The organism is Rhizobium sp. C1, assembly GCF_021026335.1.
Taxonomy (GTDB): Bacteria; Pseudomonadota; Alphaproteobacteria; order Rhizobiales; family Rhizobiaceae; genus Ensifer_A.
In genome coordinates, this window is record NZ_JAJNCY010000007.1 from 200,592 (window position 1) to 224,169 (window position 23,578).

23 protein-coding genes are annotated in these 23,578 nt (G+C 61.3%); 17 read left to right on the forward strand and 6 right to left on the reverse strand.

Features of this window, described 5'->3' with window-relative positions; all coding sequences use genetic code 11:
- The first annotated feature begins 23 nt into the window (after positions 1 to 23).
- The gene (locus tag LQK83_RS16175; RefSeq protein WP_230838418.1) at positions 24 to 1,643 is read left to right on the forward strand and encodes an AMP-binding protein; all 1,620 of its coding nucleotides are present in this window, start codon (positions 24 to 26) and stop codon (positions 1,641 to 1,643) included.
- On the opposite strand, the gene LQK83_RS16180 is transcribed toward LQK83_RS16175, so the two are convergent.
- Together LQK83_RS16180 and LQK83_RS16185 are read right to left on the reverse strand one after the other, a co-directional pair.
- A complete protein-coding gene (locus LQK83_RS16180) occupies positions 1,644 to 2,846 on the reverse strand; it encodes a GNAT family N-acetyltransferase (protein WP_442966781.1) in 1,203 nt (400 codons plus the stop codon). It lies immediately after the preceding gene.
- Between the two features lie 50 nt (positions 2,847 to 2,896).
- Complete coding sequence (locus tag LQK83_RS16185) at positions 2,897 to 4,246, reverse strand: lipopolysaccharide biosynthesis protein (RefSeq protein ID WP_230838455.1); 1,350 nt, start codon at positions 4,244 to 4,246, stop codon at positions 2,897 to 2,899.
- A 188-nt stretch (positions 4,247 to 4,434) separates the two neighbouring features.
- On the opposite strand from LQK83_RS16185, the gene LQK83_RS16190 reads away from it, so the two are divergent.
- Positions 4,435 to 5,424: an NAD-dependent epimerase/dehydratase family protein gene (locus LQK83_RS16190; protein ID WP_230838420.1), complete on the forward strand. Its 990-nt coding sequence runs from the start codon at positions 4,435 to 4,437 to the stop codon at positions 5,422 to 5,424.
- Positions 5,425 to 5,490: 66 nt separating this feature from the next.
- On the opposite strand, the gene secA is transcribed toward LQK83_RS16190, so the two are convergent.
- A complete protein-coding gene (gene secA, locus LQK83_RS16195) occupies positions 5,491 to 8,193 on the reverse strand; it encodes a preprotein translocase subunit SecA (protein ID WP_230838421.1) in 2,703 nt (900 codons plus the stop codon).
- Positions 8,194 to 8,623: 430 nt separating this feature from the next.
- Between secA and LQK83_RS16200 the strand changes: the two genes are divergently transcribed.
- The 6 genes from LQK83_RS16200 (at position 8,624) to LQK83_RS16225 (ending at position 12,628) form a co-directional block, all read left to right on the forward strand.
- Positions 8,624 to 9,490 (forward strand): peptidylprolyl isomerase, encoded by an 867-nt coding sequence (locus LQK83_RS16200; protein WP_442966779.1) that lies wholly within the window; start codon positions 8,624 to 8,626, stop codon positions 9,488 to 9,490.
- A gap of 72 nt (positions 9,491 to 9,562) precedes the next feature.
- Positions 9,563 to 10,804: a bifunctional glutamate N-acetyltransferase/amino-acid acetyltransferase ArgJ gene (gene argJ, locus LQK83_RS16205; protein WP_230838422.1), complete on the forward strand. Its 1,242-nt coding sequence runs from the start codon at positions 9,563 to 9,565 to the stop codon at positions 10,802 to 10,804.
- 4 nt (positions 10,805 to 10,808) lie between these two features.
- Positions 10,809 to 11,573 carry a GNAT family N-acetyltransferase gene (locus tag LQK83_RS16210; protein ID WP_230838423.1) on the forward strand — a complete coding sequence of 255 codons (765 nt, stop codon included), beginning with the start codon at positions 10,809 to 10,811 and terminating at the stop codon, positions 11,571 to 11,573.
- Complete coding sequence (gene mutT / locus LQK83_RS16215) at positions 11,570 to 11,974, forward strand: 8-oxo-dGTP diphosphatase MutT (RefSeq protein ID WP_230838424.1); 405 nt, start codon at positions 11,570 to 11,572, stop codon at positions 11,972 to 11,974. Before LQK83_RS16210 ends, mutT begins: the two co-directional genes overlap by 4 nt.
- Before the next feature lie 96 nt (positions 11,975 to 12,070).
- Positions 12,071 to 12,391 (forward strand): hypothetical protein, encoded by a 321-nt coding sequence (locus tag LQK83_RS16220; RefSeq protein ID WP_230838425.1) that lies wholly within the window; start codon positions 12,071 to 12,073, stop codon positions 12,389 to 12,391.
- 51 nt (positions 12,392 to 12,442) lie between these two features.
- Positions 12,443 to 12,628, forward strand: coding sequence for a Flp family type IVb pilin (locus LQK83_RS16225; protein WP_230838426.1), 186 nt, complete (start codon positions 12,443 to 12,445; stop codon positions 12,626 to 12,628).
- Positions 12,629 to 12,651: 23 nt separating this feature from the next.
- Here the strand turns inward: LQK83_RS16225 and LQK83_RS16230 are convergent, their stop codons facing one another.
- A complete protein-coding gene (locus tag LQK83_RS16230; RefSeq protein WP_230838427.1) occupies positions 12,652 to 13,530 on the reverse strand; it encodes a methyltransferase domain-containing protein in 879 nt (292 codons plus the stop codon).
- A 77-nt stretch (positions 13,531 to 13,607) separates the two neighbouring features.
- Here LQK83_RS16230 and LQK83_RS16235 point away from each other — a divergent pair, with 77 nt between their 5' ends.
- Genes LQK83_RS16235 through LQK83_RS16250 form a run of 4 tightly spaced genes read left to right on the forward strand, consistent with a single transcriptional unit; the run spans position 13,608 to position 15,981 of the window.
- The gene (locus tag LQK83_RS16235) at positions 13,608 to 14,384 is read left to right on the forward strand and encodes a ComF family protein (protein ID WP_230838428.1); all 777 of its coding nucleotides are present in this window, start codon (positions 13,608 to 13,610) and stop codon (positions 14,382 to 14,384) included.
- Between the two features lie 46 nt (positions 14,385 to 14,430).
- A complete protein-coding gene (grxC, locus tag LQK83_RS16240; RefSeq protein WP_230838429.1) occupies positions 14,431 to 14,685 on the forward strand; it encodes a glutaredoxin 3 in 255 nt (84 codons plus the stop codon).
- A 12-nt stretch (positions 14,686 to 14,697) separates the two neighbouring features.
- Complete coding sequence (locus tag LQK83_RS16245; RefSeq protein ID WP_230838430.1) at positions 14,698 to 15,534, forward strand: carbon-nitrogen hydrolase family protein; 837 nt, start codon at positions 14,698 to 14,700, stop codon at positions 15,532 to 15,534.
- 12 nt (positions 15,535 to 15,546) lie between these two features.
- Positions 15,547 to 15,981 carry a DUF1178 family protein gene (locus LQK83_RS16250; protein ID WP_230838431.1) on the forward strand — a complete coding sequence of 145 codons (435 nt, stop codon included), beginning with the start codon at positions 15,547 to 15,549 and terminating at the stop codon, positions 15,979 to 15,981.
- Between the two features lie 12 nt (positions 15,982 to 15,993).
- On the opposite strand, the gene ubiG is transcribed toward LQK83_RS16250, so the two are convergent.
- Both ubiG and LQK83_RS16260 read right to left on the reverse strand, forming a co-directional pair.
- The gene (gene ubiG, locus LQK83_RS16255) at positions 15,994 to 16,743 is read right to left on the reverse strand and encodes a bifunctional 2-polyprenyl-6-hydroxyphenol methylase/3-demethylubiquinol 3-O-methyltransferase UbiG (RefSeq protein WP_230838432.1); all 750 of its coding nucleotides are present in this window, start codon (positions 16,741 to 16,743) and stop codon (positions 15,994 to 15,996) included.
- Between the two features lie 51 nt (positions 16,744 to 16,794).
- Entirely contained in the window at positions 16,795 to 16,950 is a 156-nt protein-coding gene (locus tag LQK83_RS16260; RefSeq protein ID WP_230838433.1) for a hypothetical protein, read from the reverse strand.
- 28 nt (positions 16,951 to 16,978) lie between these two features.
- On the opposite strand from LQK83_RS16260, the gene LQK83_RS16265 reads away from it, so the two are divergent.
- The 5 genes from LQK83_RS16265 (at position 16,979) to prmC (ending at position 23,408) form a co-directional block, all read left to right on the forward strand.
- Positions 16,979 to 17,644 (forward strand): OmpA family protein, encoded by a 666-nt coding sequence (locus tag LQK83_RS16265; RefSeq protein ID WP_230838434.1) that lies wholly within the window; start codon positions 16,979 to 16,981, stop codon positions 17,642 to 17,644.
- Between the two features lie 170 nt (positions 17,645 to 17,814).
- Complete coding sequence (locus LQK83_RS16270; protein WP_230838435.1) at positions 17,815 to 19,089, forward strand: aspartate kinase; 1,275 nt, start codon at positions 17,815 to 17,817, stop codon at positions 19,087 to 19,089.
- An 81-nt stretch (positions 19,090 to 19,170) separates the two neighbouring features.
- Positions 19,171 to 21,435, forward strand: coding sequence for a phosphoenolpyruvate--protein phosphotransferase (gene ptsP, locus LQK83_RS16275; protein WP_230838436.1), 2,265 nt, complete (start codon positions 19,171 to 19,173; stop codon positions 21,433 to 21,435).
- Positions 21,436 to 21,445: 10 nt separating this feature from the next.
- A complete protein-coding gene (gene prfA / locus LQK83_RS16280) occupies positions 21,446 to 22,528 on the forward strand; it encodes a peptide chain release factor 1 (protein ID WP_230838437.1) in 1,083 nt (360 codons plus the stop codon).
- The gene (gene prmC, locus LQK83_RS16285; protein ID WP_230838438.1) at positions 22,521 to 23,408 is read left to right on the forward strand and encodes a peptide chain release factor N(5)-glutamine methyltransferase; all 888 of its coding nucleotides are present in this window, start codon (positions 22,521 to 22,523) and stop codon (positions 23,406 to 23,408) included. The genes prfA and prmC overlap by 8 nt, the downstream gene beginning before the upstream one ends.
- Positions 23,409 to 23,578: the final 170 nt, after the last annotated feature.

Consider the following 23,578-nt stretch of genomic DNA (forward strand, 5'->3'; position numbering starts at 1 on the left):
CCGCACAAAAGGATCGATGTTTCATGCTGCTGCCGTTACGCGAGACTTACGAAGAGCTTGTCCGGGATTTCGTCTGGGACATTCCGCAGGACTTCAATATCGGCCGTGCGGTCAGCGATGCCTGGGCCGCGCGCGCGCCGGATCGGGTCTGCCTCGAACATTTCAGTCCGGATGGCGCGCATGGCAGCCTGACCTACCAACAGTTGGCCGACCGGTCTTCCCGGTTTGCCGCAGCCTTGGCTTCTCTGGGCGTCACGCGGGGGAGCCGCGTGGCCATCCTGCTGCCGCAGGGTTTCGAGACGGTGATCGCGCATGTCGCGGCCTACAAGATCGGCGCGGTGGCGCTGCCGCTGGCGCTTCTGTTCGGTGCGGATGCGATTGAATATCGCCTGAACGATTCCGGCGCCGCGGCCGTCGTGACGAACCGCTTCGGCTTTTCCAAGCTTCAGGATATTGGCGGTGCCTTGCCCGCCTTGAAGCATGTCATCATGACCGGAGATGCGGGGGAGGGCGCACTGTCGTTGGAGCGCCTGATTGCCGATCATGCGCCGCTGGAGGCGCAGGCTGCGACCGGGCCGGACGATCCGGCGTTGATGATCTATACGTCTGGAACGACCGGGCCGCCGAAGGGCGCCCTGCATGCTCACCGGGTGCTGCCCGGCCATATGCCCGGCATCCAGTTTGCCCATCCAGATCTCGGTCAGGCCGGCGACAAGATGTGGACGCCGGCCGACTGGGCCTGGGCGGGAGGGCTTCTCAATTGTCTCCTGCCGGCGCTCCTGCTGGGCGTTCCCGTCGTGTCGTCGCCGGGACAGAAGTTCGATCCCGACATGGCCTTCCGGATCATGGCGGAGATGGGCGTACGCAACGCTTTCATTCCGCCGACGGCGCTCAGACTGCTGCGGCCGGTCGACAATCCGCTTTCGCGCTATGATCTGAAGCTGCGCACGATCGGGTCTGCCGGCGAATCGCTCGGGCGCGAAACCTATGAATGGGCTCGAACCCATCTCGGCATCACCGTCAACGAGTTCTACGGTCAGACCGAATGCAATTTCGTGCTTTCGGCGAGCGCGCGCCACGGCGTCACGAAGTCGGGTTCCATGGGCAAGCCGGTTCCGGGTCATCGCGTCGCCATCATCGACGAGGCGGGCAATATCCTGCCGCCTGGCGTCGCGGGCCAGGTTGCGGTTCTGCGGCCGGATCCTGTCATGTTTCTGGGATACTGGAACAACGAGGCGGCGACGCGGAAGAAATTCATCGGCGACTGGATGACCACGGGCGATCAGGGCGTGATGGACGAAGACGGCTATTTCGAGTTCTTCGGCAGGGACGATGACGTCATCACATCGTCGGGTTATCGCATCGGACCCGGGGAGATCGAGGATTGTCTTCTGGGCCATCCGGCCGTGCGGTTGGCGGCGGCCGTCGGCAAGCCGGACCCTGTGCGCACCGAGATCGTCAAGGCTTTTGTCGTGCTCAAGGACGGCTATTCGGCGACGGCCGAACTTGCCGTGCAAATCCGAGACTGGGTCAAGCACCGGCTCTCGATGCATGAATATCCGCGCGAGATCGAGTTTCTCGACGCCTTGCCGATGACGACGACCGGCAAGATCATTCGTCGCGAACTGAGAGCGCGCGCCTGATCATCTGCGCCGGCGCAGCGACATGATCCGGTCGCGCAGCTTGCGGGCGACGTCGCGCGTGTTCTGGTAGAGGTGGAGCTGCGTGGCGATCTGGCGCACGTCACGGTCGCGGTTGGGAGTGAGGCCGACGATCAGCGTCGCCATCGTCTCGCGCTCGCGCCAGAGCCGGCTCATGACTGGATGATCCGGAACGGCAAGCGAGTCTGTGCGCACGATATTGGCGTCATCGAGATGCCATTCCGTCACCTTCGACATCAGGATCTTGCCCGGCGAGCAGGAGGCATAGGCCTCGTTATAGGCCGTTTTCCACGTATAGGCCTCACCGCCGCTCATGAAGACGACCAGCGAGGCGATGGCGCGTCCGTCGAGGTCTATCGTGTGGATACGCACCTTGTCGGCAGAGGCAAGATTGTAGATGGCCTCGCGGGCGAAAGCAGAGCGCAGCCGGTCGATGGTGAGCGCCGTCTTTTCCTTGCCCTTCCAGCCGCTCGATTCGAGCAGCAGAAACTCTTCCATGCGCTTGACGATGTCGCGCGGCTGGCGGGCGACGTTATAGGCCACCTCGCCCTTTTCGGAGAGTTTGCGCCACTGGCGGCGCATCTCGTGATTATGCTTGGAGGAGACGGTTTCGCTCAGATAGGCTTCGCCGTCTAGAAGACTTTCCAGCATTGGCCGCAGACGTTCGTCGACCATGGCCAGCGGCAGGTTGCGGCTCATGGCGATGGCGCGGATCAGCTGGGCCGCCGGCCGGTTGATCTTCAGATCCGGAATCACCAGAACCTGCGGCAGTCCGGAATTCGGATTGGCCAGCGCCTCCAGAACGTTGTCGATGCTCTCGGCAGCGCCTTCCGCGTCGATCAGCGGCGTGCCGAGCGGCGCGAAATGGTTGGCCCAGACGCGCATGATCGATGAGCCGATCCCAAGACCCGGCCGTTCGACGGAAAACGGCATGAGGAAGCGCGCCCGTTTGCGGCCTTCAACATCGCGTAGGATGGCAAGGCGGATCTGGCGCTCTTCCAGGCGCGGCAGTGCCGGGGCCAGAAACTGGCCGGCAAAGAATACGTTTGCCTCCACGGCGCGGTTCGAGAGGTAGTCGAGTTCGCTTTGCAGTTCGAAACCGGCCTCTGCGTCATAGAGATAGAGGGCCCGGCCCGGACGTCCCACGTCGATCCTGTGGGTTTCGCGAACGAACTCCTCTGCCATCGGGGCGGAGTTGTCGGTCGATTCGGCCCGAAAGGGAAAGGCAGGATCGATCATGTTTCACCTCGATTTTCGGATTTCGTCGGAGCGAAGACAAAGGCAGAAAGCGTGATGCCCAGTCTGCGACGGATCGTGATGTGGAGAGCCAGCGCCTCGAAAACCATGGCGCCGGATGTGGCGATCGCCACGCCGTAGAGCCCGTAAACGGGGATCAACGTCATGTTGAGGGCGAGATTGACGGCGAGCGCCATGATGTAGATGGCGACACAGCGGCGCTGCTCGCCGACCATCGCCAGCAAAGCCTCGCCGGGGCCGATGGAAGCCTTGGCCAGAATGCCGACCAGAAGAATGGCCAGAAGCGGATAGCCGGCGACGAATGCGTGGCCGAAGAGCGACAGCAGCAACTTGCCGGCCAGCAGCACCAGTAGGCCGATGGCGAGTGAGGGCCAGAAGCTCCAGCGTGCAGCCTGACGCGCGAAGTTGGCAAGCCCGTCGCGGTCTCCGGCAGCCCACAGCATGGAGAAGCGGGCGCTGGCAGCGGCTTTGACCGAGAAGAAGACGAAGTGGACCAGCGCCATCGTCTTGGCGGCGGCGAAGTAGATCGCGACGTCGGTGGGGTTCAGATAGAAGCCGACAATCACGACGTCCGAATTGGTCAGCAAATAGACGAAACCTTCGATGAAGAAGATCGGCACCGCGACCTTGAACCAGTTGCCGAAGTCGATCCGGTTCGCTTCGGCCGGATAGTTTTTGCCGATGCGCGTGATGACGAAGATGAACTGCCCGATCGAGGCCAGATAGACGGCGGCCAGCGCCGAGACCATGGCCGTATGCGCGGTCGGCGGATAGCCCGCCTTTACGCTGGCTGCCATGAAGATCAGGATGAGAAGCGGGCGGATGATATAGGTCGGCGTCAGGGCCGCGATCGGCCAGCTGTTGGCGCGTCCCGTGCCCTCCTGAACATCGCCCAGCGCGACCATCGGTAGCGCGAAGACGGCCAGGAAGAGCGGCGCAACATAGTAGGATTCAATCCGGTCGCCGAGAAAATGGAGAGCCACGAGCCCGAGGCCGCCAATTGTGGTGGCGACAGTCATGGCAAAGAGCCGGGCGGTGGAGGTGAGGCCCCGGATTTCGGCATGCGCGCCGGCCTCACGATATTCGGGAAGGAAACGTATGATCGTCGTGTGAAAGCCGAGGCAGGACAGGTTGCCGATCAGGATCGTCATCACCCAGACGAAGGTGAAAAGACCGTATTCGAAATTGCCCATCAATCGTGCAAGGATGATCTGCGAGACGAAGGCGATGGCGGCGCTGACGACGCGAATGGCAAACGCGGACAGCGCCATGCGCTGGGCGCGCGCCTGCGCATCGCCGCCCTTGAGGACGGCAACCAGCATCACCATTGCTTGCCGCACACGCGCATGTCCTTGCGCATCCGGCGTCTTGCCCAGTTCTTCGAACGCAGTCATGGCCTGTCTTGTCTGAACCCTCTCAAAAACATCGCATAATCAGCGTTAAGAAAAGGTGTGGGCGCCTCGCTATTCCTGACCATAATGTTTAGAACTTTGTTGAGAAAGAGCGGGGAAATCCGATGATTGATGCAGGCGTGGAGAAAAAGACGATCCTCCTGACGGGGGCGACAGGCTTTCTCGGAGGATGGCTGGTTTCGTCGTTTCTTGATCGCGGCGATCGCGTGGTTGCCCTGATCAATCCGGGCAGCTCCATCCGCAAGAACGATCTGGCGCAGTACTACATGCGCGGCCTCGATAAGCGATGCGAGGAAGCGCGCGTCGATCTTCTCGATCCGGCGGTCGTTGACGAGCTGGTTGCTACGGTTCGCCCGGATGTCGTCATCCACCTGGCTGCCGTTGGCGACGTGACGCTGGCGGCGCAGAACCCGGCGTTGACCTTTGGAACGAGCGCGCGCTCGACGCTCAATCTGCTCGACGCGCTGCGCCGGTTGAGCCCGCAAACGCTGTTCATCTCGCACACGACCGACAAGGTCTATTCCGGCAACCCGATCCCCTTTACCGAGGATATGCCGCTGACACCGACGCATATCTACGAAGTGGCGAAGGTGGCGCAGGAGCACCTGACGGCGACCTATGCCAAGCAGTATGGATTGAAGACCGTAACGGTGCGCTGCGGCAATTATTTCGGCGGCTACGACTTCAACTTCAACCGCATCATCCCCTTCACGATCAAACAGTTGCTCGAAGGCCAGCCTGTGACGCTGCGCTCCAGCGGACGCTTCACGCGCGATTTCCTCTATATCGAGGATGCCGTGCTGGTGAACCATCTGCTCATCGAGCGCTTTGCAGGGGCGAAGGACGGTTTTGGGGAGGCCTTCAACTTCTCCTTGGAGGCTAACCTCAACATGCTGCAGCTGGTCGCCCGCATCGGATCGCTGATGGGCGTCGAGCCGAAGATCGTCATCCACGACACGGCGAAGTCGGAAATTCCCGACATGCAGCTGTCCTGCGCCAAGGCGCGGGATGTGCTTGGCTGGCGTCCGGCCTTCAGCTTCGATGAGGGGCTGCAAAAGACGATTGCGTCCTACAGAGATTATCTGAAAGCCTAAGAGCCAAAATAAAACGCCCCGCAGCGCGGGCTGCAGGGCGTTTCGATGTCTTTCTTCCAGAGCCGATCAGGCGTTCAGCGCGCCGTGGCAGTGCTTGTACTTCTTGCCCGAACCGCAGGGGCAGGGCTCGTTGCGGCCGACATAGCCCCAGGTCGAGGGCTGGTTCGGGTCACGTTCATCCGGTGCCGTGGCCATGAGGGTCTGCATGGCGGAGAACTCATCCTCGCCTGTCGAACCGTCGATGTGATGTGCCTGCATCGGCGGCAGTTCCTGCGGCTGAGGCTCCTGCACGATCTCGACGCGCGACATGTTGCTGGTGACGACCTGGCGCATGTTGTTCAGCAGCGCCTGGAAGAGTTCGAACGCTTCCGACTTGTATTCCTGCAACGGGTCGCGCTGGGCATAGCCGCGGAAACCGACGACGGAGCGCAGGTGGTCGAGGTTGACGATATGCTCGCGCCACAGGCCGTCGAGCGTCTGCAACAGGATCGAGCGCTGGACATAGATGGTGATTTCCGGACCGAAGCGCTCGGCCTTTTCGGCGGCTGCCTTGTCGGACAGTTCGATGAGACGCTGGCGGACGTCGTCCTCGGCAATGCCTTCTTCGGCGATCCATTCCTCGACCGGAATGTCGAGGTTGAGGATTTCCGCGATGCTTTCCTTGAGGCCGGCGGCATCCCACTGTTCGGCATAGGCGCGCTCGGGGATATGCTTCTCGACGATCATGTCGATGGCTTCATGACGCATGTCGGTCATGATTTCCGACAGGTCCTCGGCATCCATCATTTCGATGCGCTGCTCGAAGATGACCTTGCGTTGGTCGTTCAGCACGTCGTCGTATTTCAGAAGATTCTTGCGGATGTCGAAGTTGCGGGCTTCGACCTTCTTCTGGGCGCGTTCCAGCGCCTTGTTGATCCAGGGATGGACGATGGCTTCGCCGTCCTTCAGGCCGAGCTTCTGAAGCATGCCGTCCATGCGCTCGGAACCGAAGATGCGCATCAGGTCGTCCTGAAGCGAGAGGTAGAACTTCGAGCGGCCGGGGTCGCCCTGACGGCCGGAACGGCCGCGCAGCTGGTTGTCGATGCGGCGGCTTTCGTGGCGTTCGGTGGCCAGAACGTAGAGACCGCCGGCGGCGAGCGCCTTTTCCTTCAGGACCTGAACTTCGGCCTCGATGGCCTTGATGGCCGCCTCGCGCTCCGGACCCTCCGGCAGGTCGCCGAGTTCCTGTTCGATACGCATCTCGACGTTGCCGCCGAGCTTGATGTCAGTACCGCGGCCGGCCATGTTGGTGGCGATCGTCACGGCACCGGGCACACCGGCCTGCGCGACGATGAAGGCTTCCTGCTCATGGTAGCGGGCGTTCAGAACCGCGAACTTGTCGAAGCCGGCGCGGCGCAGGAGTTCGGCGAGCAGTTCCGACTTTTCAATCGAGGTCGTGCCGACGAGAACCGGCTGGCCCTTCTCGTGCGAGGCTTTGATCTCGGTGATGATCGCCTGATACTTCTCTTCCGCCGTCCGGTAGACTTCGTCGTCTTCGTCGATACGCTTGATCGGCAGGTTCGTCGGGACTTCGATGACGCTCAGGTTATAGATGTCGGCGAATTCCTCCGCTTCCGTCGAGGCCGTACCGGTCATGCCGGCGAGCTTGTCATACATGCGGAAGTAGTTCTGGAAGGTGATCGAGGCGAGCGTCTGGTTCTCGGGCTGGATCTGCACCTTTTCCTTGGCTTCCAGCGCCTGGTGCTGGCCTTCCGAATAGCGGCGGCCGGGCATCATGCGGCCGGTGAATTCGTCGATGATGACGATTTCGCCGTTGCGGACGATGTAGTCCTTGTCGCGGGTGAAGAGCTTATGGGCCTTCAGCGCGTTGTTGATGTGGTGAACGATTGCGACATTCTCGATGTCGTAGAGGCTTTCGCCCTTGAGCAGGCCGGCCTGACGCAGCAGGTTCTCGAGCTTCTCGGTGCCGACTTCCGAGAAGTTGGCGGAGCGCTGCTTCTCGTCGATTTCATAGTCACCTTCCGACAGCATCGGAATGAAGGCGTCGATCGTGTTATAGAGGTCCGAACGGTCGTCGAGCGGACCGGAGATGATCAGCGGCGTGCGCGCTTCGTCAACGAGGATCGAGTCCACTTCGTCGACGATGGCGTAGTAATGGCCACGTTGGACCATCTGGCCGCGCTCGAACTTCATGTTGTCGCGCAGATAGTCGAAGCCGAGTTCGTTGTTGGTGGCATAGGTGATGTCGCAGGCGTAAGCGGCTTTGCGCTGTTCATCGTCCAGACCGTGAACGATGACGCCGGTCGAAAGCCCGAGAAAGCCGTAGAGCTTGCCCATCTGCTGGGCGTCGCGGCTTGCGAGATAGTCGTTGACGGTGACGACGTGGACGCCCTTGCCGGCGAGTGCATTGAGGTAGACGGCAAGCGTTGCCACAAGCGTCTTGCCTTCACCCGTCTTCATTTCAGCGATGGCGCCGTCGTTGAGGATCATGCCGCCCATGAGCTGGACGTCGAAGGGACGCATGCCGAGCGAGCGGCGCGCTGCCTCGCGAACCACGGCGAAGGCCGGGACCACGAGATCGTCCGTTGTCTTGCCTGCCGCCAGTTGCGCCTTGAAGTCCGCCGTCTTTCCGGCCAGTTCAGCGTCGCTCAGGGCCTTCATGCTGTCTTCCAGCGCACCGATGGCGGCGACGTCAGGACGATAGGACTTGATGCGGCGGTCATTTGAGGAGCCGAACAGTTTGCGGGCGATGCCGCCAAGGCTGACCATCAGGATGGTCCTTTCTCGTTTGGTTGCTTATCGCGATCCCAGCCATCAAAAAAACGACGGGAACCGCGTTGAGCCCAGAAACCCATCTGGACGCGAAGTTGCGTGACAGATAAGAGGGGGGCCAAGTGATGTCAACGGCCCTTGCGGGCAGGCGCTTTGCGGGCTTTCTGCGCTCTTTGTGGCGGAAAACGTGTGGGCACTTGCTGAATGGGTAAAAAATCCTTCATGTTGAAGCCCTTAGCTGGTAATGGCGGGCTTCCGAGGGGATTTGGGATCTTGATCCGGCTGCGCCGGCGCGTCGAGGCGCAGCCGCGCAGGGAGCAAAGAGTTCCGACCGTGGACTGCTATCAAAACGCCACATTCGAGTGGCCGTGACTTCGAACAAGGGGTGCTGATCCCCGTCAGCGCTCACATCTTGAAAGGTTTCAACATGCTCAATCGTCAGAAAATGCTCTTTGCGGCCGTTGTTACCGCATTCGGATTGTCCGGCGCGGCTTATGCCGCCGACGGCGCCGATCCCGTGGTGGCCAAGGTCGGCGACCAGGAAATTCATCAGTCGGACATCGATCTCGGCGTCGCCAATCTCGATCCGCAGCTTGCCCAGCTTCCCGACGAGCAGAAGAAACTCGCAGCCCTGTCCGCCGCCATCGACGTGAAGGCGATTGCCAAGGTTGCTGAGGCTGACGGCGTCGACAAGACGGACGATTTCAAGAAGCGTCTGGAATTCCTGCGTGAGCGTGAGCTGCACAACGCCTATTTCCGCAAGTATGTTGTCAACACGGTTACCGACGACGAGATCAAGGCGCGCTATGACGCCGAGATCAAGAAAATCCCGCCGCAGGAAGAAATTCACGCCCGCCACATCCTCGTGAAGACCGAGGACGAAGCCAAGGCCATCATCAAGGATCTGGACGCCGGCAAGGATTTCGCGGAACTGGCCAAGGCCAAGTCCTCCGACCCGAACAAGTCTGAAGGCGGCGATCTCGGCTATTTCGGCAAGGGCCGCATGGTCAAGGAATTCGAAGATGCGGCTTTCGCGCTGAAGAAGGGCGAATACACCAAGACGCCGGTCAAAACTCAGTTCGGCTACCATGTCATCAAGGTCGAAGACACGCGTATCGCACCGCCGCCGGCGCTTGATCAGGTCAAGGACCAGATCCGTCAGCTCGTCATGCGGGACAAGTATCTTGCCCTGCTGGCCAAGGCCAAGGAAGGCACGAAGATCGAGATCGTGGATCCGACCCTGCAGAAGGGCTACGAGGAGATCAACAAAGAACAGCAGCAGCCGCAGCAGTAACCTGTTGTGATGCGGGGTCCTGACGGGACCCCGCTCGTTTTCTGATGTCCGACCTGTTTTGATGGAAGCCTGATGTCCACGACCGTCTCTCCGCTTGCTCCCAAATCCGTTCCCGACATGCCCGCACTTCGCGGCGTACGCATGGCAACCGCCTCTGCCGGCATCAAGTACAAAGGCCGTACTGACGTGCTGATGATGGTTTTCGACCAGCCGGCCGCCGTCGCCGGTGTCTTCACACGCTCGCGCTGCCCGTCAGCGCCGGTCGATTTCTGCCGCCAGAACCTGGCGGGCGGCGCGGCCCGGGCCGTTGTGGTGAATTCCGGGAATGCCAATGCCTTCACCGGCAAGAAGGGCCGTGAGGCGACGGCGTTGACGGCGAAGTCAGCTGCCACCGCGGTGGGGTGCAAGGAAAGCGAAGTGTTTCTTGCTTCCACCGGCGTGATCGGCGAGCCGCTGGATGCGACGAAGTTTGCCGGCGTGCTCGACACGCTGGCCAAGGATGGCAAGGCGGACTTCTGGTACGAGGCCGCCAAGGCCATCATGACCACGGACACCTATCCGAAGGTCGCCACCCGCACGGCTGAGATTGCCGGCGTCAAGGTCACGATCAACGGAATTGCCAAGGGTGCAGGCATGATCGCGCCGGACATGGCGACGATGCTTTCGTTTGTCGCAACGGATGCGGATATCGCACCCGCTGCGCTTCAGGGACTTCTCTCGGCCGGCGTTGGTCCGTCGTTCAATTCCGTGACCGTCGATAGCGATACGTCCACCTCCGACACGCTGCTTCTTTTCGCAACGGGCGCAGCCGCTGCCGACGGCCAGCCGAAGATCGAAGATGCAGGCGATGCGCGCCTTGAGGGCTTCAAGACGGCGCTGAACGATCTGCTGATGAACCTTGCCCTTCAAGTCGTTCGCGACGGCGAGGGCGCGCGCAAGATGGTTGCCGTCACCGTGACGGGTGCGGAAAGCGATGCTGCCGCAAAGCGGATTGCGCTGTCGATTGCCAATTCGCCCCTCGTCAAGACGGCGGTTGCTGGCGAAGACGCCAACTGGGGCCGTGTCGTCATGGCTGTCGGCAAGTCCGGCGAGATGGCGGATCGCGACAAGCTGGCGATCTGGTTCGGTGATGTGCGCGTCGCTGTCGATGGCGAGCGCGACCCGGATTACTCCGAGGCGGCAACGACTGCCGTGATGGAACAGGACGATATCGCCATCCGCGCGGATATCGGTCTCGGCAATGGCAAGGCAACGGTTTACACCTGTGATCTCACCAAGGAATATGTCGCCATCAATGGCGATTACCGGAGCTGAGCGAATGGCGAGCCTTCCCGCCGTTCGGCGGCTTGAGGCGGCTGGCTTCCGTGCCTGGCCTGCTGAAACGGTCGAATATGAGGGAAGCTGGCAGAAGCGGCTGACGCCTGGACATGCGACGCGGCGGGCGAATTGTCTCGTGCCGCTCGATCCGGGTGACACGCGCGACATTGGGGAGCGCATGGCGCGCATTGAGGCGTGGTATGCCGCTGCCGGTGTGCCCCTTGTTGTCAAGGAGACGCCATTATGCCCCAAGCCGCTCCTGGATTGGCTCGGCAAGAGCGGCTGGAACCACGAAGGCGAAGTCAGCGTACAGACGGTGGCGCTTGCCGACTATGCGCAGTCGACCGGGCTCGACATGATCCCGAGCCATGACGTCGCCCGCTTCGTCGATGCCTGCCTCGTGGTCGAGGGCGGCAAAAGCCGGACCCCGCGCGTGGCCATGGAGCGTCTTTTCCGTGCCGTCCAGCCGGAAACGGGAATGTTCATCCTTGGCGAGACCAGCGATCATCCGAAGGCCGTGGCCTTCTGTGTGCATGATGGCGACATGGCCGGACTGCAGCAGGTCGCCGTCGCGCCGTCGGAACGCCGACAGGGGCTTGGACGACAGATCACGGTTGCGGCGCTGAAATGGGCGCGTTTGCGCGGCGCGGCCACGGGCTGGCTTCAGGTCGAAGCCTCCAATGCCCCGGCGCTTGCGCTCTATGCGGATCTGGGGTTCAAGGAATCCTATCGCTATCGGTATTGGCGCAAGGAAAATGCATCATGACCCGGCCCATTCTCCTCGTTGCAGCCTGTGCGCTGATCGATGCCGACAATCGCATCCTTTTGTCGAAGCGGCCGGAGGGTAAATCCTTGGCGGGGCTCTGGGAGTTTCCCGGCGGCAAGGTCGAGGCCGGCGAGACGCCGGAGGAGACGCTTGTTCGCGAGCTCCGCGAAGAGTTGGGCATCGAGACGAAGGTTCCCTGTCTCGCGCCGCTCACCTTCGCAAGCCACACCTACGAAACCTTCCATCTCCTGATGCCGCTTTATGTCTGCCGACGATACGAGGGCATAGCCCGAGGTGCCGAAGGACAGGAGATCAAATGGGTTCGCGCTGCCCAGCTTCGCGACTTTCCCATGCCACCTGCGGATGAACCGCTAATCCCGTTTTTGCACGACCTTCTCTGATCCGGTCAGTCTTTGGCGCCGGAAATTTACCTTTCCTTTATCAGATTCTGACATTTTTCGGCATTGGAGACGGCATGTATAGGTTAGGCAGTCGATATGGCCGAAAAAGATCAGTATGACGGATCGACCGAAGTCGCCGCAGCACCGTTCAGAACGCCCAAATCGGGTGCGCTGAATGTTGCCGTGATTTTCGGCGTGGCAGCAGTGGCTCTGACGCTCATTCTCGCACCTGTCATCGAGCGCAAAAGTGCTCGGCTGGCTGGAACGGTGGCGCCCGGGGCCTATGATGAGATCGTGACGGGCTCTATTTCAACGAATAGCGGCCCTAAGCGCTATATCGTCCGGCGCAGTGTCCTTCAGGACACGCCGGGGGCCGTATGCATTATCAACAGCGACGGCTCGACGAGCGGTTGCTGAACTTTATTTTTTGACTTGCGGCGTCTTGCGCCGAATTGGAAGGACTTGCGGATGCTGATCTTGCGTCGACTTTTGAAGGACCGGAACGGAGCTACCGCAATCGAATACGGTCTGATTGGCGTGCTTTTGAGCATTGCCATCATTGCGGGTGTCACTCAGGTCGGCTCGGCCATCGGCACGACGTTCAACAACGTATCCACGCAGGCGCTTGGCAACGGAACGCTTGCTTCCCCGTGAGTGCCGCGTGACGGTCGGCCCGCTTAGCGCGGGCCCGATTTGTCGTTCAGAATCTTTGCCAGACTGACCTTTGCGGAGCCCGGACGAAGCGGCTTTTGTTGGCTTTCATGAGGCGCCCAGCCCGAGACGTAGACGATCGAGAACGTCGCCCGGATGCGGCCATCCGGATCGGAGAAACGTTCGGCGTAAATTTCACCTGCCCTGACGAACAGTTTCCGGCCCGGCGGCGTACGAGAGCGGCCGGTGAGCGGATTGGCCATGCCCATGTGGCGAAGGTCACGCATCAGCGGGAAAATTGAATCGTAACGCACTGTGTAGGTCTCGACATCGGCAACCGGCAGTGTAAAGCCGGCGCGTTGCAGCAGAGCCCCGGTGTCGCGCACGTCGATAAAGGGAATGACGCGTGGGCTCACCCCGCCGGTCAGTTCCTCTTCCGCGCTCAGCAAGGCCTCGCGCAATTCAGCCAGTGTGCCGGCGCCGGGGATCGCCGCGAGAAATAGCCCGTCCGGTTTCAGTGCCCGGCGCGCCTGGATGAAAAGGCCGGGCGTATCGTTGGTCAGGTGGGCCGACAGCGGCGAGACGATCAGATTGACGCTTTCCGGCGCGAGCGGCAACTGCTCCAACGGCGCAAGCGTGAGCGGGCCGTTTTCGGTGCCGAATTCCTGGTTCGTCTCGACCCGTATCATGCGGTCGACCTTGCCTGTCGCCATGATCTGCGCAGCCGTCATTCCGGTCATACCGTGCAATTCGACGCCTACGGCGAAATGACGTTCGACAGCGGAGAGCCGGTCTGCCAGCTCCTCAGCTGCGATATCGAGAAGAAAGCCTGCACTGCGGTCGCCGATCCGTGCGGCGCGGAGCCGGTTCCTTTCGACGAGTTCGGGATCAAAAACCAGTTGCATCTTGGGCCTTGCGCTGCTGAAAATTGAAATCGGCCGCCGGGCGGCCCGAGGCTTGTCTGTCTACAGGTGATCGACCGATGGGTGAAGGAGAAACTCGACAGGCTCTGGCTTTCTTGCGCGGGGTTCCGGCGCAACTGGCTTCGGGGTTGGTCAATTTCATTTATCCGCCGGTCTGTTCGGGCTGCGGCCGGTTTTCCGCGCGCGACGGGGCCGTGTGTCCTTCATGCTGGCAGACGATCCGCTTCATCGAGCGGCCTTACTGCGAGGTGATGGGCACCCCGTTCACCCATGATCTCGGTCCCGGCATTCTATCGGCTCAGGCGATCGCGCATCCGCCGGTGTTCGATCGCCTGCGTGCCGTGGCCGCCCACGACGGGATCTGCCAAACGCTGGTGCATCGGCTGAAATATAATGATCGGCTGGACCTCGCACCACTCATGGCCCGCTGGATGGCGCGGGCGGCAGGTGATCTTCTCTCCGACGCCGATGTCATCGTGCCGGTGCCGCTGCACCGTACCCGTCTTTTTACGCGGCGGTTCAATCAGTCTGCAGAACTGGCGCGGCATCTGGCCCTGCAGTGCGGCAAGCCGTTTAATGCCGTCGACCTCAAGCGCGTCAGGCGCACCGCTCATCAGGTCGGGCTTGGAGAGCGGGCGCGTGAGGACAATGTGCGCGGAGCCTTTGCCGTCAGCGATGCCGGCAAAATGGTCTTTTCCGGCCGTCGGGTTCTTTTGGTCGACGATGTCTATACGACCGGAGCAACGGTGACGGCGGCATCCAGGGCGCTGCGGAGGGCAGGTGTCGGCGACATCACCGTGCTCGTCTTTTCAATGGCGCTGCCGGAGCCTATATAGCGATTAAGACAACGCGCGCCCCCGAGAGCCGCGAGAGGAGAGATAGATGGTTCCTGTCACGATTTATACCCGCCAGATGTGCGGTTATTGTTCCGCCGCCAAGGCGCTGCTCGATCGCAAGGGTGTGAGCTATACCGAACATGACGCGAGCTTCGACCCGAAGCTGCGTCAGGAAATGATGGACCGTTCCGGCCGCTCGACCTTCCCGCAGATTTTCATCGGCGACAAGCACGTCGGCGGTTGCGACGATCTGCATGCGCTCGACGGCGCGGGCAAGCTCGACGCCCTGCTGGCCGGGTGAGGTGAATTGACGATGACCAAGGTCAAGGTTGCTGCCGTCCAGATGTGCTCCGGCGTGTCGGTGCAGAAGAATGTCGAACGCATGCGCGCGCTCGTCACTGAGGCTGCTGCGCAGGGTGCGACATATGTTCAGACGCCGGAGATGACGGGCGCGCTGCAACGCGACCGCGAGGCGCTGATGGCCTCCCTGAAGCCCGAGGCGCATGATCTCGTCTATCGCGCGGCATCGGAACTGGCCGCGACGCACAAGATCTACGTGCATGTCGGCTCGACGGCGATTGCTCTCGGCGGCGACAAGGTCGCCAATCGCGGCTTTTTGTTCGGCCCTGACGGATCGCTGATCACCTCCTATGACAAGATCCACATGTTCGACGTCGATCTGGACAACGGCGAGAGCTGGCGCGAAAGCCGGACCTATAATCCGGGTGCTGCCGCTCGCGTGGCACAACTTCCCTTCGGCAAGCTCGGTTTTGCCGTTTGCTATGATGTCCGTTTTCCGCAGCTATTCCGTGCCGAGGCTTTGGCTGGCGCTGAAATCCTGACGGTCCCGGCTGCATTCACCAGGCAGACGGGCGAAGCGCATTGGGAAATCCTGTTGCGCGCCCGGGCGATCGAGAACGGCGCATTCCTGATTGCCGCAGCACAAGGCGGCGTGCATGAAGATGGCCGCGAGACCTATGGCAATTCGATGATCGTCAGCCCGTGGGGGCAGATCCTGGCACGCGCCGGCGGGGCTGGCGAAGAGGTGATCGTCGCGGAAATCGACACGGCTGAGGTGGCCGCCGCGCGCGGCAAGATCCCGAATCTGAAGAACGCGCGCGAATTCGCCGTTGAAACGGTCGGTGCTTGAGGATTAGCGGCCGTGATCAAGTATGCGCTCAAATGTGAAGCCGATCATGCCTTTGAAGGCTGGTTTTCGTCGGGCAGCGACTTCGACGGTCAGCAGGCGCGTGGGCTTGTGACCTGCCCTGTCTGCGGCTCGGCTTCGGTCAGCAAGGCCTTGATGGCTCCGGCGGTTGCGACGGCGCATGCCGCCGATGCCCAGGTTCCGATGCCCATGGCGGGCGGCGGGGTTCCCGCTGAGATGATCGCAAAACTGCGCGAGGTCGTGACGCAGATCCGGGCCAGTTCCGAGGATGTCGGCACACGCTTCCCTGAGGAGGCGCGCAAGATTCATTACGGCGAGGCGCCTGCGCGCGGTATTATCGGGCAGGCGAAGCAGGAAGAGATCGGCGCGCTTCTTGAAGAAGGCATCGAGATCGCGCCGCTGCCGGTCCTGCCGGAAGATGCGAACTGAGCGTTCGGCCCCTTATTCGGCCGGGCGCGTCGCCAGCATCATGTAATTCACGTCCATATCCTTCGACAGGTTCCACTGGTTCATCAGCGGATTGAAGAAGACGCCGGTGCGTTCGTCGATCTGCATGCCGGACGCTGTCAGCGGCTTTTCGAGTTCTTCAGGGCGGACCAGCTTTTCATATTGATGGGTGCCCTTTGGCAGCCAGCGCAGCACGTGTTCCGCACCAATGATCGCGAGCGCCATAGCCTTCATGGTGCGGTTGATCGTGGCGACGAACATCATGCCGCCCGGCTTCACCATGGAGGCGCAAGTCGAAATGAAGAAATCCACGTCGGAGACGTGCTCCACGACTTCCATATTGAGAATGATATCGAATTTTTCGCCCTCGGCAGCCAGTTGCTCGGCCGTGACGGCGCGGTAATCGACGTTCACGCCCGTCTGGGCGGCATGGGTCGAGGCGATGCCGATATTGCGCTCGGACGCGTCGGCGCCGATGACGGTTGCGCCCATGCGTGCCATGGGTTCGGAGAGAAGCCCGCCGCCGCAGCCGATATCGAGAACACGCAGGCCTTCCAGCGGCTTGTGGCTGCTGGCCTCGCGGCCAAAATGGGCGGCGGCCTTGTCGCGAATATAGCGGATGCGAACCGGATTGAACTTGTGGAGCGGCTTGAACTTGCCCGCCGGGTTCCACCATTCCGCCGCCATGGCGGTGAAGCGGTCGACTTCGGCCTGGTCGATTGTGGTTCTTGCTGCGTCGCTCATCGTTCACATCCTTTTTGGTCGCTTTTCAAGTCGGTCTGCTACGCCTGAAAGTCAAGGCCGGATTTTGCCGCGGATCGCCGCATCGGGCTCTTCGTCGCCATTGCCAAAAAAACGTGGGGCGCTTCTTTCAGAAAGCATTTCTGCCGTGTTCTCGCCTGAATCGCGGCATTTGACTTCCGTCAGACAAACATCAAAAATCCTACCCATTGATTCCTCGTCAGGACGGACCCGTCGCATGTTCAAGAAAATCGCTCTTAGCCTCCTTGCCGCAACCTTCCTGTCGGCCTGCACGACGACTGACCCGTATACAGGCCAGCCGCAGATGTCGAACACTGCCGGTGGGGCGATGATCGGTGCGGGCCTTGGCGCCGTCACTGGTCTGCTCGTGGGCCAGGACGCCAATTCGCGGCGCAATGCAGCGCTCATCGGCGCCGGCATTGGTGCGCTCGGCGGTGGCCTGATCGGCAATTACATGGACAGTCAGGAAACGGAGTTGCGCCGCCAGCTGCAGGGCACGGGCGTTTCCGTGACGCGTGATGGCGATTCCATCGTGTTGAACATGCCGTCCAACATTACCTTCCCGACAGATCAGGATGCGGTGAAATCGGAATTCTATCCGACGCTGAACTCTGTTGCGATCGTCTTGAAGAAGTTCAACAAGACGCTGATCGACGTGAACGGGTTCACCGATTCAACCGGTAGCTTCAAGCATAACCAGGACCTGTCGCAGCGCCGTGCCATTTCGGTTGCCAACTATCTGGCGAGCCAGGGCGTGGATGCCCGTCGCATGTCGGCCGTCGGCTTTGCAGATGCGCAGCCGGTGGCCAGCAATGCGACCGAGGCGGGCCGCGCCCAGAACCGCCGCGTCGAAATCCACATTTCGCCCTTGCGCGAGAACTGATCTCGCTCGTTCGGGACCGTACCGGAACCGAGCCGCCTGCTGTTGCAGTCAGGTCGGTTTTTCGCTAAGAGACCGCCAACTTTGGGCTCGATCCTTTTTCAAGGGTCGAGCCTTCGATTGTTTGACTGAGTTCCCGCGCGTTGCGCGCGGGCCATGACCGGACATTTGAAATGGCACGCATCGTGATGAAATTCGGCGGCACGTCCGTCGCAGACCTCGACCGGATCTATAACGTCGCGCGCCATGTCAAACGCGAAGTCGATGCGGGTCACCAGGTCGCCGTCGTCGTATCGGCCATGTCGGGCAAGACAAACGAGCTTGTCGCCTGGGTTCAGAACATGCCCAAGGTCACGGGCGCGAAGTCGCCTTTCTATGATGCGCGCGAGTATGACGCCGTCGTTGCCTCCGGCGAACAGGTAACCGCCGGTCTTCTCGCCATTGCGCTGCAGTCGATGGATATCGATGCCCGCTCCTGGCAAGGCTGGCAGATCCCGATCAAGACTGACAACGCGCATGGCGCTGCACGTATCCAGGAGATCGATGGCGACGAGTTGATCCGCCGTTTCGAGATGGGGCAGGTTGCCGTGATTGCCGGCTTCCAGGGCATCGGCCCGGATAACCGCATTGCGACGCTCGGCCGCGGTGGTTCCGATACCTCGGCCGTTGCGATTGCCGCTGCCGTCAAGGCCGACCGCTGCGACATCTATACCGACGTCGATGGCGTCTACACGACCGACCCGCGCATCGAGCCCAAGGCGCGCCGCATGAAAAAGATCGCCTTCGAGGAAATGCTCGAAATGGCTTCTCTCGGCGCCAAGGTTCTGCAGGTGCGTTCCGTGGAACTGGCCATGGTACACAAGGTGCGCACCTTCGTGCGCTCCTCTTTCGTTGACCCCGATGCTCCGGGAATGGGCGACCTTCTGAACCCGCCGGGCACGCTGATTTGTGACGAGGATGAAATCGTGGAACAGGAAGTAGTCACCGGCATCGCTTACGCCAAGGATGAAGCGCAGATCTCGCTGCGCCGTCTGTCGGATCGTCCGGGCGTTTCTGCCGCCATTTTCGGGCCGCTTGCGGAATCGCATATCAATGTCGACATGATCGTGCAGAACATTTCCGAAGACGGAACCCGCACGGACATGACGTTCACGGTTCCTTCGGGCGATGCCGAGAAGGCGCTTTCCGTTCTCGCGCAGAACAAGGACAAGATCGGCTTTGACGTCATCCAGAGCGAAACGGGTCTGGTGAAGGTTTCCGTTATCGGTATCGGCATGCGTAGCCATGCCGGCGTTGCCGCCACGGCCTTCCGGGCGCTGGCCGAGAAGGGCATCAACATCAAGGCGATCACGACCTCGGAAATCAAGATTTCCATCCTGATCGACGGTCCCTATGCCGAACTTGCTGTTCGGACTTTGCATTCCTGCTACGGTCTCGATAAGAGTTAAAAAACGATTCCGATGCGCCGGTGGCAGTGATCCTGCCACCGGCTCGCCCGGAATAACTCCAGAACCGGGAGCACATGCGCGATGAAAGGCCTTTCACAGGGTCCGCGCGTTCTTCTCAAGCGTCTCCGCGAATTGATGGCGGAAGCGCTTGAACCGCAGGAACGCCTCGACAAGATCGTCCAGCAGATCGCCCAGAACATGGTTGCGGAAGTGTGTTCCGTCTATGTGCTCCGATCGGACGGCGTGCTCGAACTCTACGCCACCGAAGGTCTTAAAAAGGACGCCGTGCACCTTGCCCAGCTCAAGATGGGTCAGGGTCTTGTCGGTACGATTGCTGCGTCTGCGCAATCGCTGAACCTTTCGGACGCGCAGTCGCATCCCGCCTTCCGCTACCTGCCGGAGACCGGCGAAGAAATCTTCCACTCCTTCCTCGGCGTGCCGATCCTGCGTGCCGGTCGCGCGCTGGGTGTTCTCGTCGTGCAGAACAGGGCGCAGCGCACCTATCGCGAAGAAGAAGTCGAGGCGATGGAAACCACGGCGATGGTCATCGCCGAAATGATTGCTACGGGTGAACTGAAGAAGATCACCCGTCCCGGTCTCGAACTCGACCTGTCGCGCCCTGTTTCGATCGAAGGTGACAGCTATGGCGAAGGTATCGGGCTTGGCCATGTCGTGCTGCACGAGCCGCGCATCGTCGTCACCAATCTGCTCAATGAAGACACCGACTTCGAACTGAAGCGGCTGACCGAAGCGCTCGACTCGCTGCGCATTTCCATCGACGATCTTCTCTCGCGGCGCGATGTGTCGATGGAAGGCGAACATCGCGAGGTTCTCGAAACCTACCGCATGTTTGCCCACGACCGCGGCTGGGTGCGGAAGCTCGAAGAGGCAATTCGCAACGGCTTGACGGCCGAAGCGGCCGTCGAGAAGGTGCAGAGCGACACCAAGGCGCGCATGATCCGCCTGACGGATCCCTATTTGCGCGAACGCATGCACGACTTCGACGATCTCGCGAACCGCCTGTTGCGCCAGCTGACGGGCTATGGCCCGAAGGGCGGCGGCGGGTTGCCGACGGATGCGATCATCGTGGCGCGCGCCATGGGGGCGGCCGAACTTCTGGATTATCCGCGCGAACATATTCGCGGTCTTGTGCTCGAAGAGGGCGCTGTCACCAGCCACGTCGTGATCGTCGCGCGCGCCATGGGTGTGCCGATTGTCGGTCAGGCCGCCGGCCTCGTTGCGCTGGCCGAAAACGGCGATCCGATCATCATCGACGGTGATGGCGGCAGCGTGCATCTGCGCCCCGCGGCTGAATTGCGCGTCTCCTATGAGGAGAAGGTGCGCTTCCGCGCCCGCCGGCAGGAACAGTTCCGGGCGTTGCGCTCGGTCGAGCCCATCACAAAGGATGGCCAGCGCATCAATCTGCTAATGAATGCGGGCCTGCTGGTGGATCTGCCGCAGCTCAACGAATCGGGTGCGATCGGGATCGGACTTTTCCGCACCGAACTGCAATTCATGATCGCCTCGAACATGCCGAAGCTCGAAGAGCAGGAGGCGTTCTATCGCAGCGTATTGCGGCAGGCTTCAGGGCGGCCGGTCACATTCCGGACGCTGGATATCGGCGGCGACAAGGTCGTGCCCTATTTCCGGGGGGCGGATGAGGAAAACCCGGCGCTCGGCTGGCGGGCAATCCGTCTGGCGCTCGACCGGCCTGGCCTGATCCGGACGCAGCTGCGGGCGCTGCTGCGCGCCGCCAGCGGTCAGGAACTGCGCATGATGATCCCGATGGTGACGGAAGTTGCCGAGCTTCGGGCGGTGCGGGAGCTGATGCAGAAGGAATTCCAGCACCTGTCGCGCTTCGGTTATGAACTGCCGAAGAAACTGCAGTTCGGCGCGATGCTCGAAGTGCCCGCGTTGATGTGGCAGCTTGACGAGCTGATGGCCGAAGTCGATTTCGTTTCGGTCGGCTCCAACGACCTGTTCCAGTTTTCGATGGCCGTCGATCGCGGCAATGCGCGTGTGTCAGACCGCTTCGACATTCTGGGCCGACCCTTCTTGCGCATCCTGCGCGATATCGTTCGCGCTGCCGAGCGCAACAAGACGTCCCTGACACTTTGCGGCGAAATGGCGGGTAAGCCGCTCTCGGCCATGGCGCTTTTGGGTCTCGGCTTCCGCTCGATCTCCATGTCGCCGGCCTCGATCGGCCCGGTCAAGGCGATGCTGCTCGGGCTCGACGTCAGGCAGCTTTCCGACATGATGAACGCGGCGCTGGACGAAGGTTTCCCGCGCGAGCCGATGCGGCATATCCTGGAAAAGTTCGCGCAGGCGAACAACCTGCCGCTCTAGGATCTTAAACTTGGCCAAACTGCCCATAGAGAAAATGCGCGAACTGGAGCGCCGGTTCAGCGAGGTTGAGGCCCGGATGTCGGCCGGGCCGGCGGCGGATGTCTATATCAAGCTGGCTGCCGAGTATTCCGAGCTCGAGCCGGTGGTGAAGAAGATCCGCGAGTTCCAGAAGACGGAAAGCGAGATTGCCGATCTCGAAACGCTGCTGGCCGACAAGGCAACGGATCGCGAGATGCGCGATCTTGCGGAAATGGAATTGCCGGAGCTGAAGGCGCGCATCGAAACGCTCGAAGGCGAAATGCAGATCCTGCTTCTGCCGAAGGATGCGGCGGACGAGAAGAGCGCGATCCTCGAAATTCGCGCCGGTACCGGTGGCAACGAAGCGGCACTTTTCGCCGGCGACCTATTCCGAATGTACGAGCGCTATGCCTCGACACACGGCTGGAAGGTTGAAATCCTCTCCGAAAGCGAAGGTGAGGCGGGCGGCTACAAGGAAATCATTGCAACTGTCAGCGGGCGCGGCGTTTTCGCGAAGCTGAAGTTCGAGTCCGGCGTCCACCGTGTTCAGCGCGTGCCGGAAACGGAAGCGGGCGGGCGCATTCACACATCCGCTGCGACCGTCGCGGTTCTGCCGGAAGCAGAAGAGATCGATATCGAAATTCGGCCCGAAGACATTCGCATCGACACGATGCGTTCATCCGGTGCGGGCGGACAGCACGTCAACACGACCGACTCGGCGGTGCGCGTCACCCATCTGCCGACTGGCATCATCGTCACGAGTTCTGAAAAATCGCAGCACCAGAACCGGGCGAAGGCCATGCAGGTTCTGCGCGCGCGGCTTTATGATATCGAACGGCAGCGCGCCGACAACGAGCGCTCGGCATCGCGCAAGAGTCAGGTCGGTTCGGGCGACCGGTCCGAGCGCATCCGCACCTATAATTTTCCGCAAGGGCGCCTGACCGACCATCGGATCAACCTGACGCTCTACAAGCTGGATCGGGTGATCGAGGGCGAGCTGGATGAAGTGATCGATGCGCTGGTCGCCGATTATCAGGCGGGTCAGCTGGCGCAGCTTGGGAACGAGCATGCCTGAGCCTGATCTCACCGTTGATCAGGTGATGGCTGAGGTCCGGGGTCTCTTTCGCGAAGCCGATCTGGATGATCCGGCGCTGGAAGCGCGCATTCTCGTGAGTGGTCTTCTGGACCTTGAGCCGGCCGCGATGATTTCGCGCGGGCGTTCGTCCGTGTCTGTCGATGACATAGAACGAATTCGCGCGGCGGCGCGGCGGCGCATTGGCGGAGAGCCGATCTATCGCATTCTCGGTTGGCGCGAGTTTTACGGCTTGAGGCTTCGGCTTTCGAAAGGAACGCTTGAGCCCCGGCCCGATACCGAGGTCCTGATTGATGCAACACTGCCGTTGCTTCACGAGATCGTTGGGCGCGGGCGCAAACCGCGCCTTCTGGATCTGGGAACCGGCACAGGGGCGATCTGTCTGGCGCTGCTTCATGAATGCCCCGAAGCGAGCGGGGTAGGGACCGATATCTCCGAAGATGCCGTTGGAACAGCAAAGACCAATGCCGAGCTTAACGGTCTAGGCTCGCGGTTCGAGGTCCGGCAGAGCGACTGGTTTTCGCAGGTGCGAGGGCGGTTCGACATCATCGTCTCCAACCCGCCCTATATTCCGTCTGCCGACATCGCCGGCCTCGATCGCGAAGTGCGGGAGCATGATCCGCTGGCGGCGCTTGATGGCGGTGCGGATGGGTTGGACCCCTATCGAATCATCGCGAATCAGGCGGATCAATATCTTGCGGAGGACGGATATATCGGAGTCGAGTTCGGGTGGGATCAGCTGGCAGCCGTTCAGTCGATCTTCGAGGCCGCCGGTTTTGCCGTTCACCAAGCCGTACGGGATTATGGCGGGCGCGACAGGGCGTTGATTTTCGCGCGAAAGCCCGGCTTTTCCGGCGAATAATCTCGCGACCGCGAAAAAAACGCTTGGATTTGAGGGGGAAGCGGGCTAGTTTGCCTGTGCGCACTAGGGCTGAAGCGCCGGCGAAATTTATTCCCGGGTCAGCTTTCGCCAAGATGGTTGCTCTCTTAACAAGAGTTTCTGGGGTACCGACAGTCCCTGTGCGGAAATCT

Coding starts and splice junctions, on each gene's coding strand:
- LQK83_RS16260 (WP_230838433.1), bottom strand. CDS start 16,950: ATGGGTAGGATTTTTGATGTTTGTCTGACGGAAGTCAAATGCCGCGAT.
- argJ (WP_230838422.1), top strand. CDS start 9,563: ATGTCCACGACCGTCTCTCCGCTTGCTCCCAAATCCGTTCCCGACATG.
- LQK83_RS16225 (WP_230838426.1), top strand. CDS start 12,443: ATGCTGATCTTGCGTCGACTTTTGAAGGACCGGAACGGAGCTACCGCA.
- LQK83_RS16220 (WP_230838425.1), top strand. CDS start 12,071: ATGGCCGAAAAAGATCAGTATGACGGATCGACCGAAGTCGCCGCAGCA.
- LQK83_RS16270 (WP_230838435.1), top strand. CDS start 17,815: ATGGCACGCATCGTGATGAAATTCGGCGGCACGTCCGTCGCAGACCTC.
- grxC (WP_230838429.1), top strand. CDS start 14,431: ATGGTTCCTGTCACGATTTATACCCGCCAGATGTGCGGTTATTGTTCC.
- LQK83_RS16185 (WP_230838455.1), bottom strand. CDS start 4,246: ATGGTGATGCTGGTTGCCGTCCTCAAGGGCGGCGATGCGCAGGCGCGC.
- LQK83_RS16235 (WP_230838428.1), top strand. CDS start 13,608: ATGGGTGAAGGAGAAACTCGACAGGCTCTGGCTTTCTTGCGCGGGGTT.
- LQK83_RS16265 (WP_230838434.1), top strand. CDS start 16,979: ATGTTCAAGAAAATCGCTCTTAGCCTCCTTGCCGCAACCTTCCTGTCG.
- mutT (WP_230838424.1), top strand. CDS start 11,570: ATGACCCGGCCCATTCTCCTCGTTGCAGCCTGTGCGCTGATCGATGCC.
- ptsP (WP_230838436.1), top strand. CDS start 19,171: ATGAAAGGCCTTTCACAGGGTCCGCGCGTTCTTCTCAAGCGTCTCCGC.
- LQK83_RS16230 (WP_230838427.1), bottom strand. CDS start 13,530: ATGCAACTGGTTTTTGATCCCGAACTCGTCGAAAGGAACCGGCTCCGC.
- ubiG (WP_230838432.1), bottom strand. CDS start 16,743: ATGAGCGACGCAGCAAGAACCACAATCGACCAGGCCGAAGTCGACCGC.
- LQK83_RS16180 (WP_442966781.1), bottom strand. CDS start 2,846: ATGGCAGAGGAGTTCGTTCGCGAAACCCACAGGATCGACGTGGGACGT.
- prmC (WP_230838438.1), top strand. CDS start 22,521: ATGCCTGAGCCTGATCTCACCGTTGATCAGGTGATGGCTGAGGTCCGG.
- LQK83_RS16175 (WP_230838418.1), top strand. CDS start 24: ATGCTGCTGCCGTTACGCGAGACTTACGAAGAGCTTGTCCGGGATTTC.
- LQK83_RS16245 (WP_230838430.1), top strand. CDS start 14,698: ATGACCAAGGTCAAGGTTGCTGCCGTCCAGATGTGCTCCGGCGTGTCG.
- LQK83_RS16200 (WP_442966779.1), top strand. CDS start 8,624: ATGCTCAATCGTCAGAAAATGCTCTTTGCGGCCGTTGTTACCGCATTC.
- secA (WP_230838421.1), bottom strand. CDS start 8,193: ATGGTCAGCCTTGGCGGCATCGCCCGCAAACTGTTCGGCTCCTCAAAT.
- LQK83_RS16210 (WP_230838423.1), top strand. CDS start 10,809: ATGGCGAGCCTTCCCGCCGTTCGGCGGCTTGAGGCGGCTGGCTTCCGT.
- LQK83_RS16190 (WP_230838420.1), top strand. CDS start 4,435: ATGATTGATGCAGGCGTGGAGAAAAAGACGATCCTCCTGACGGGGGCG.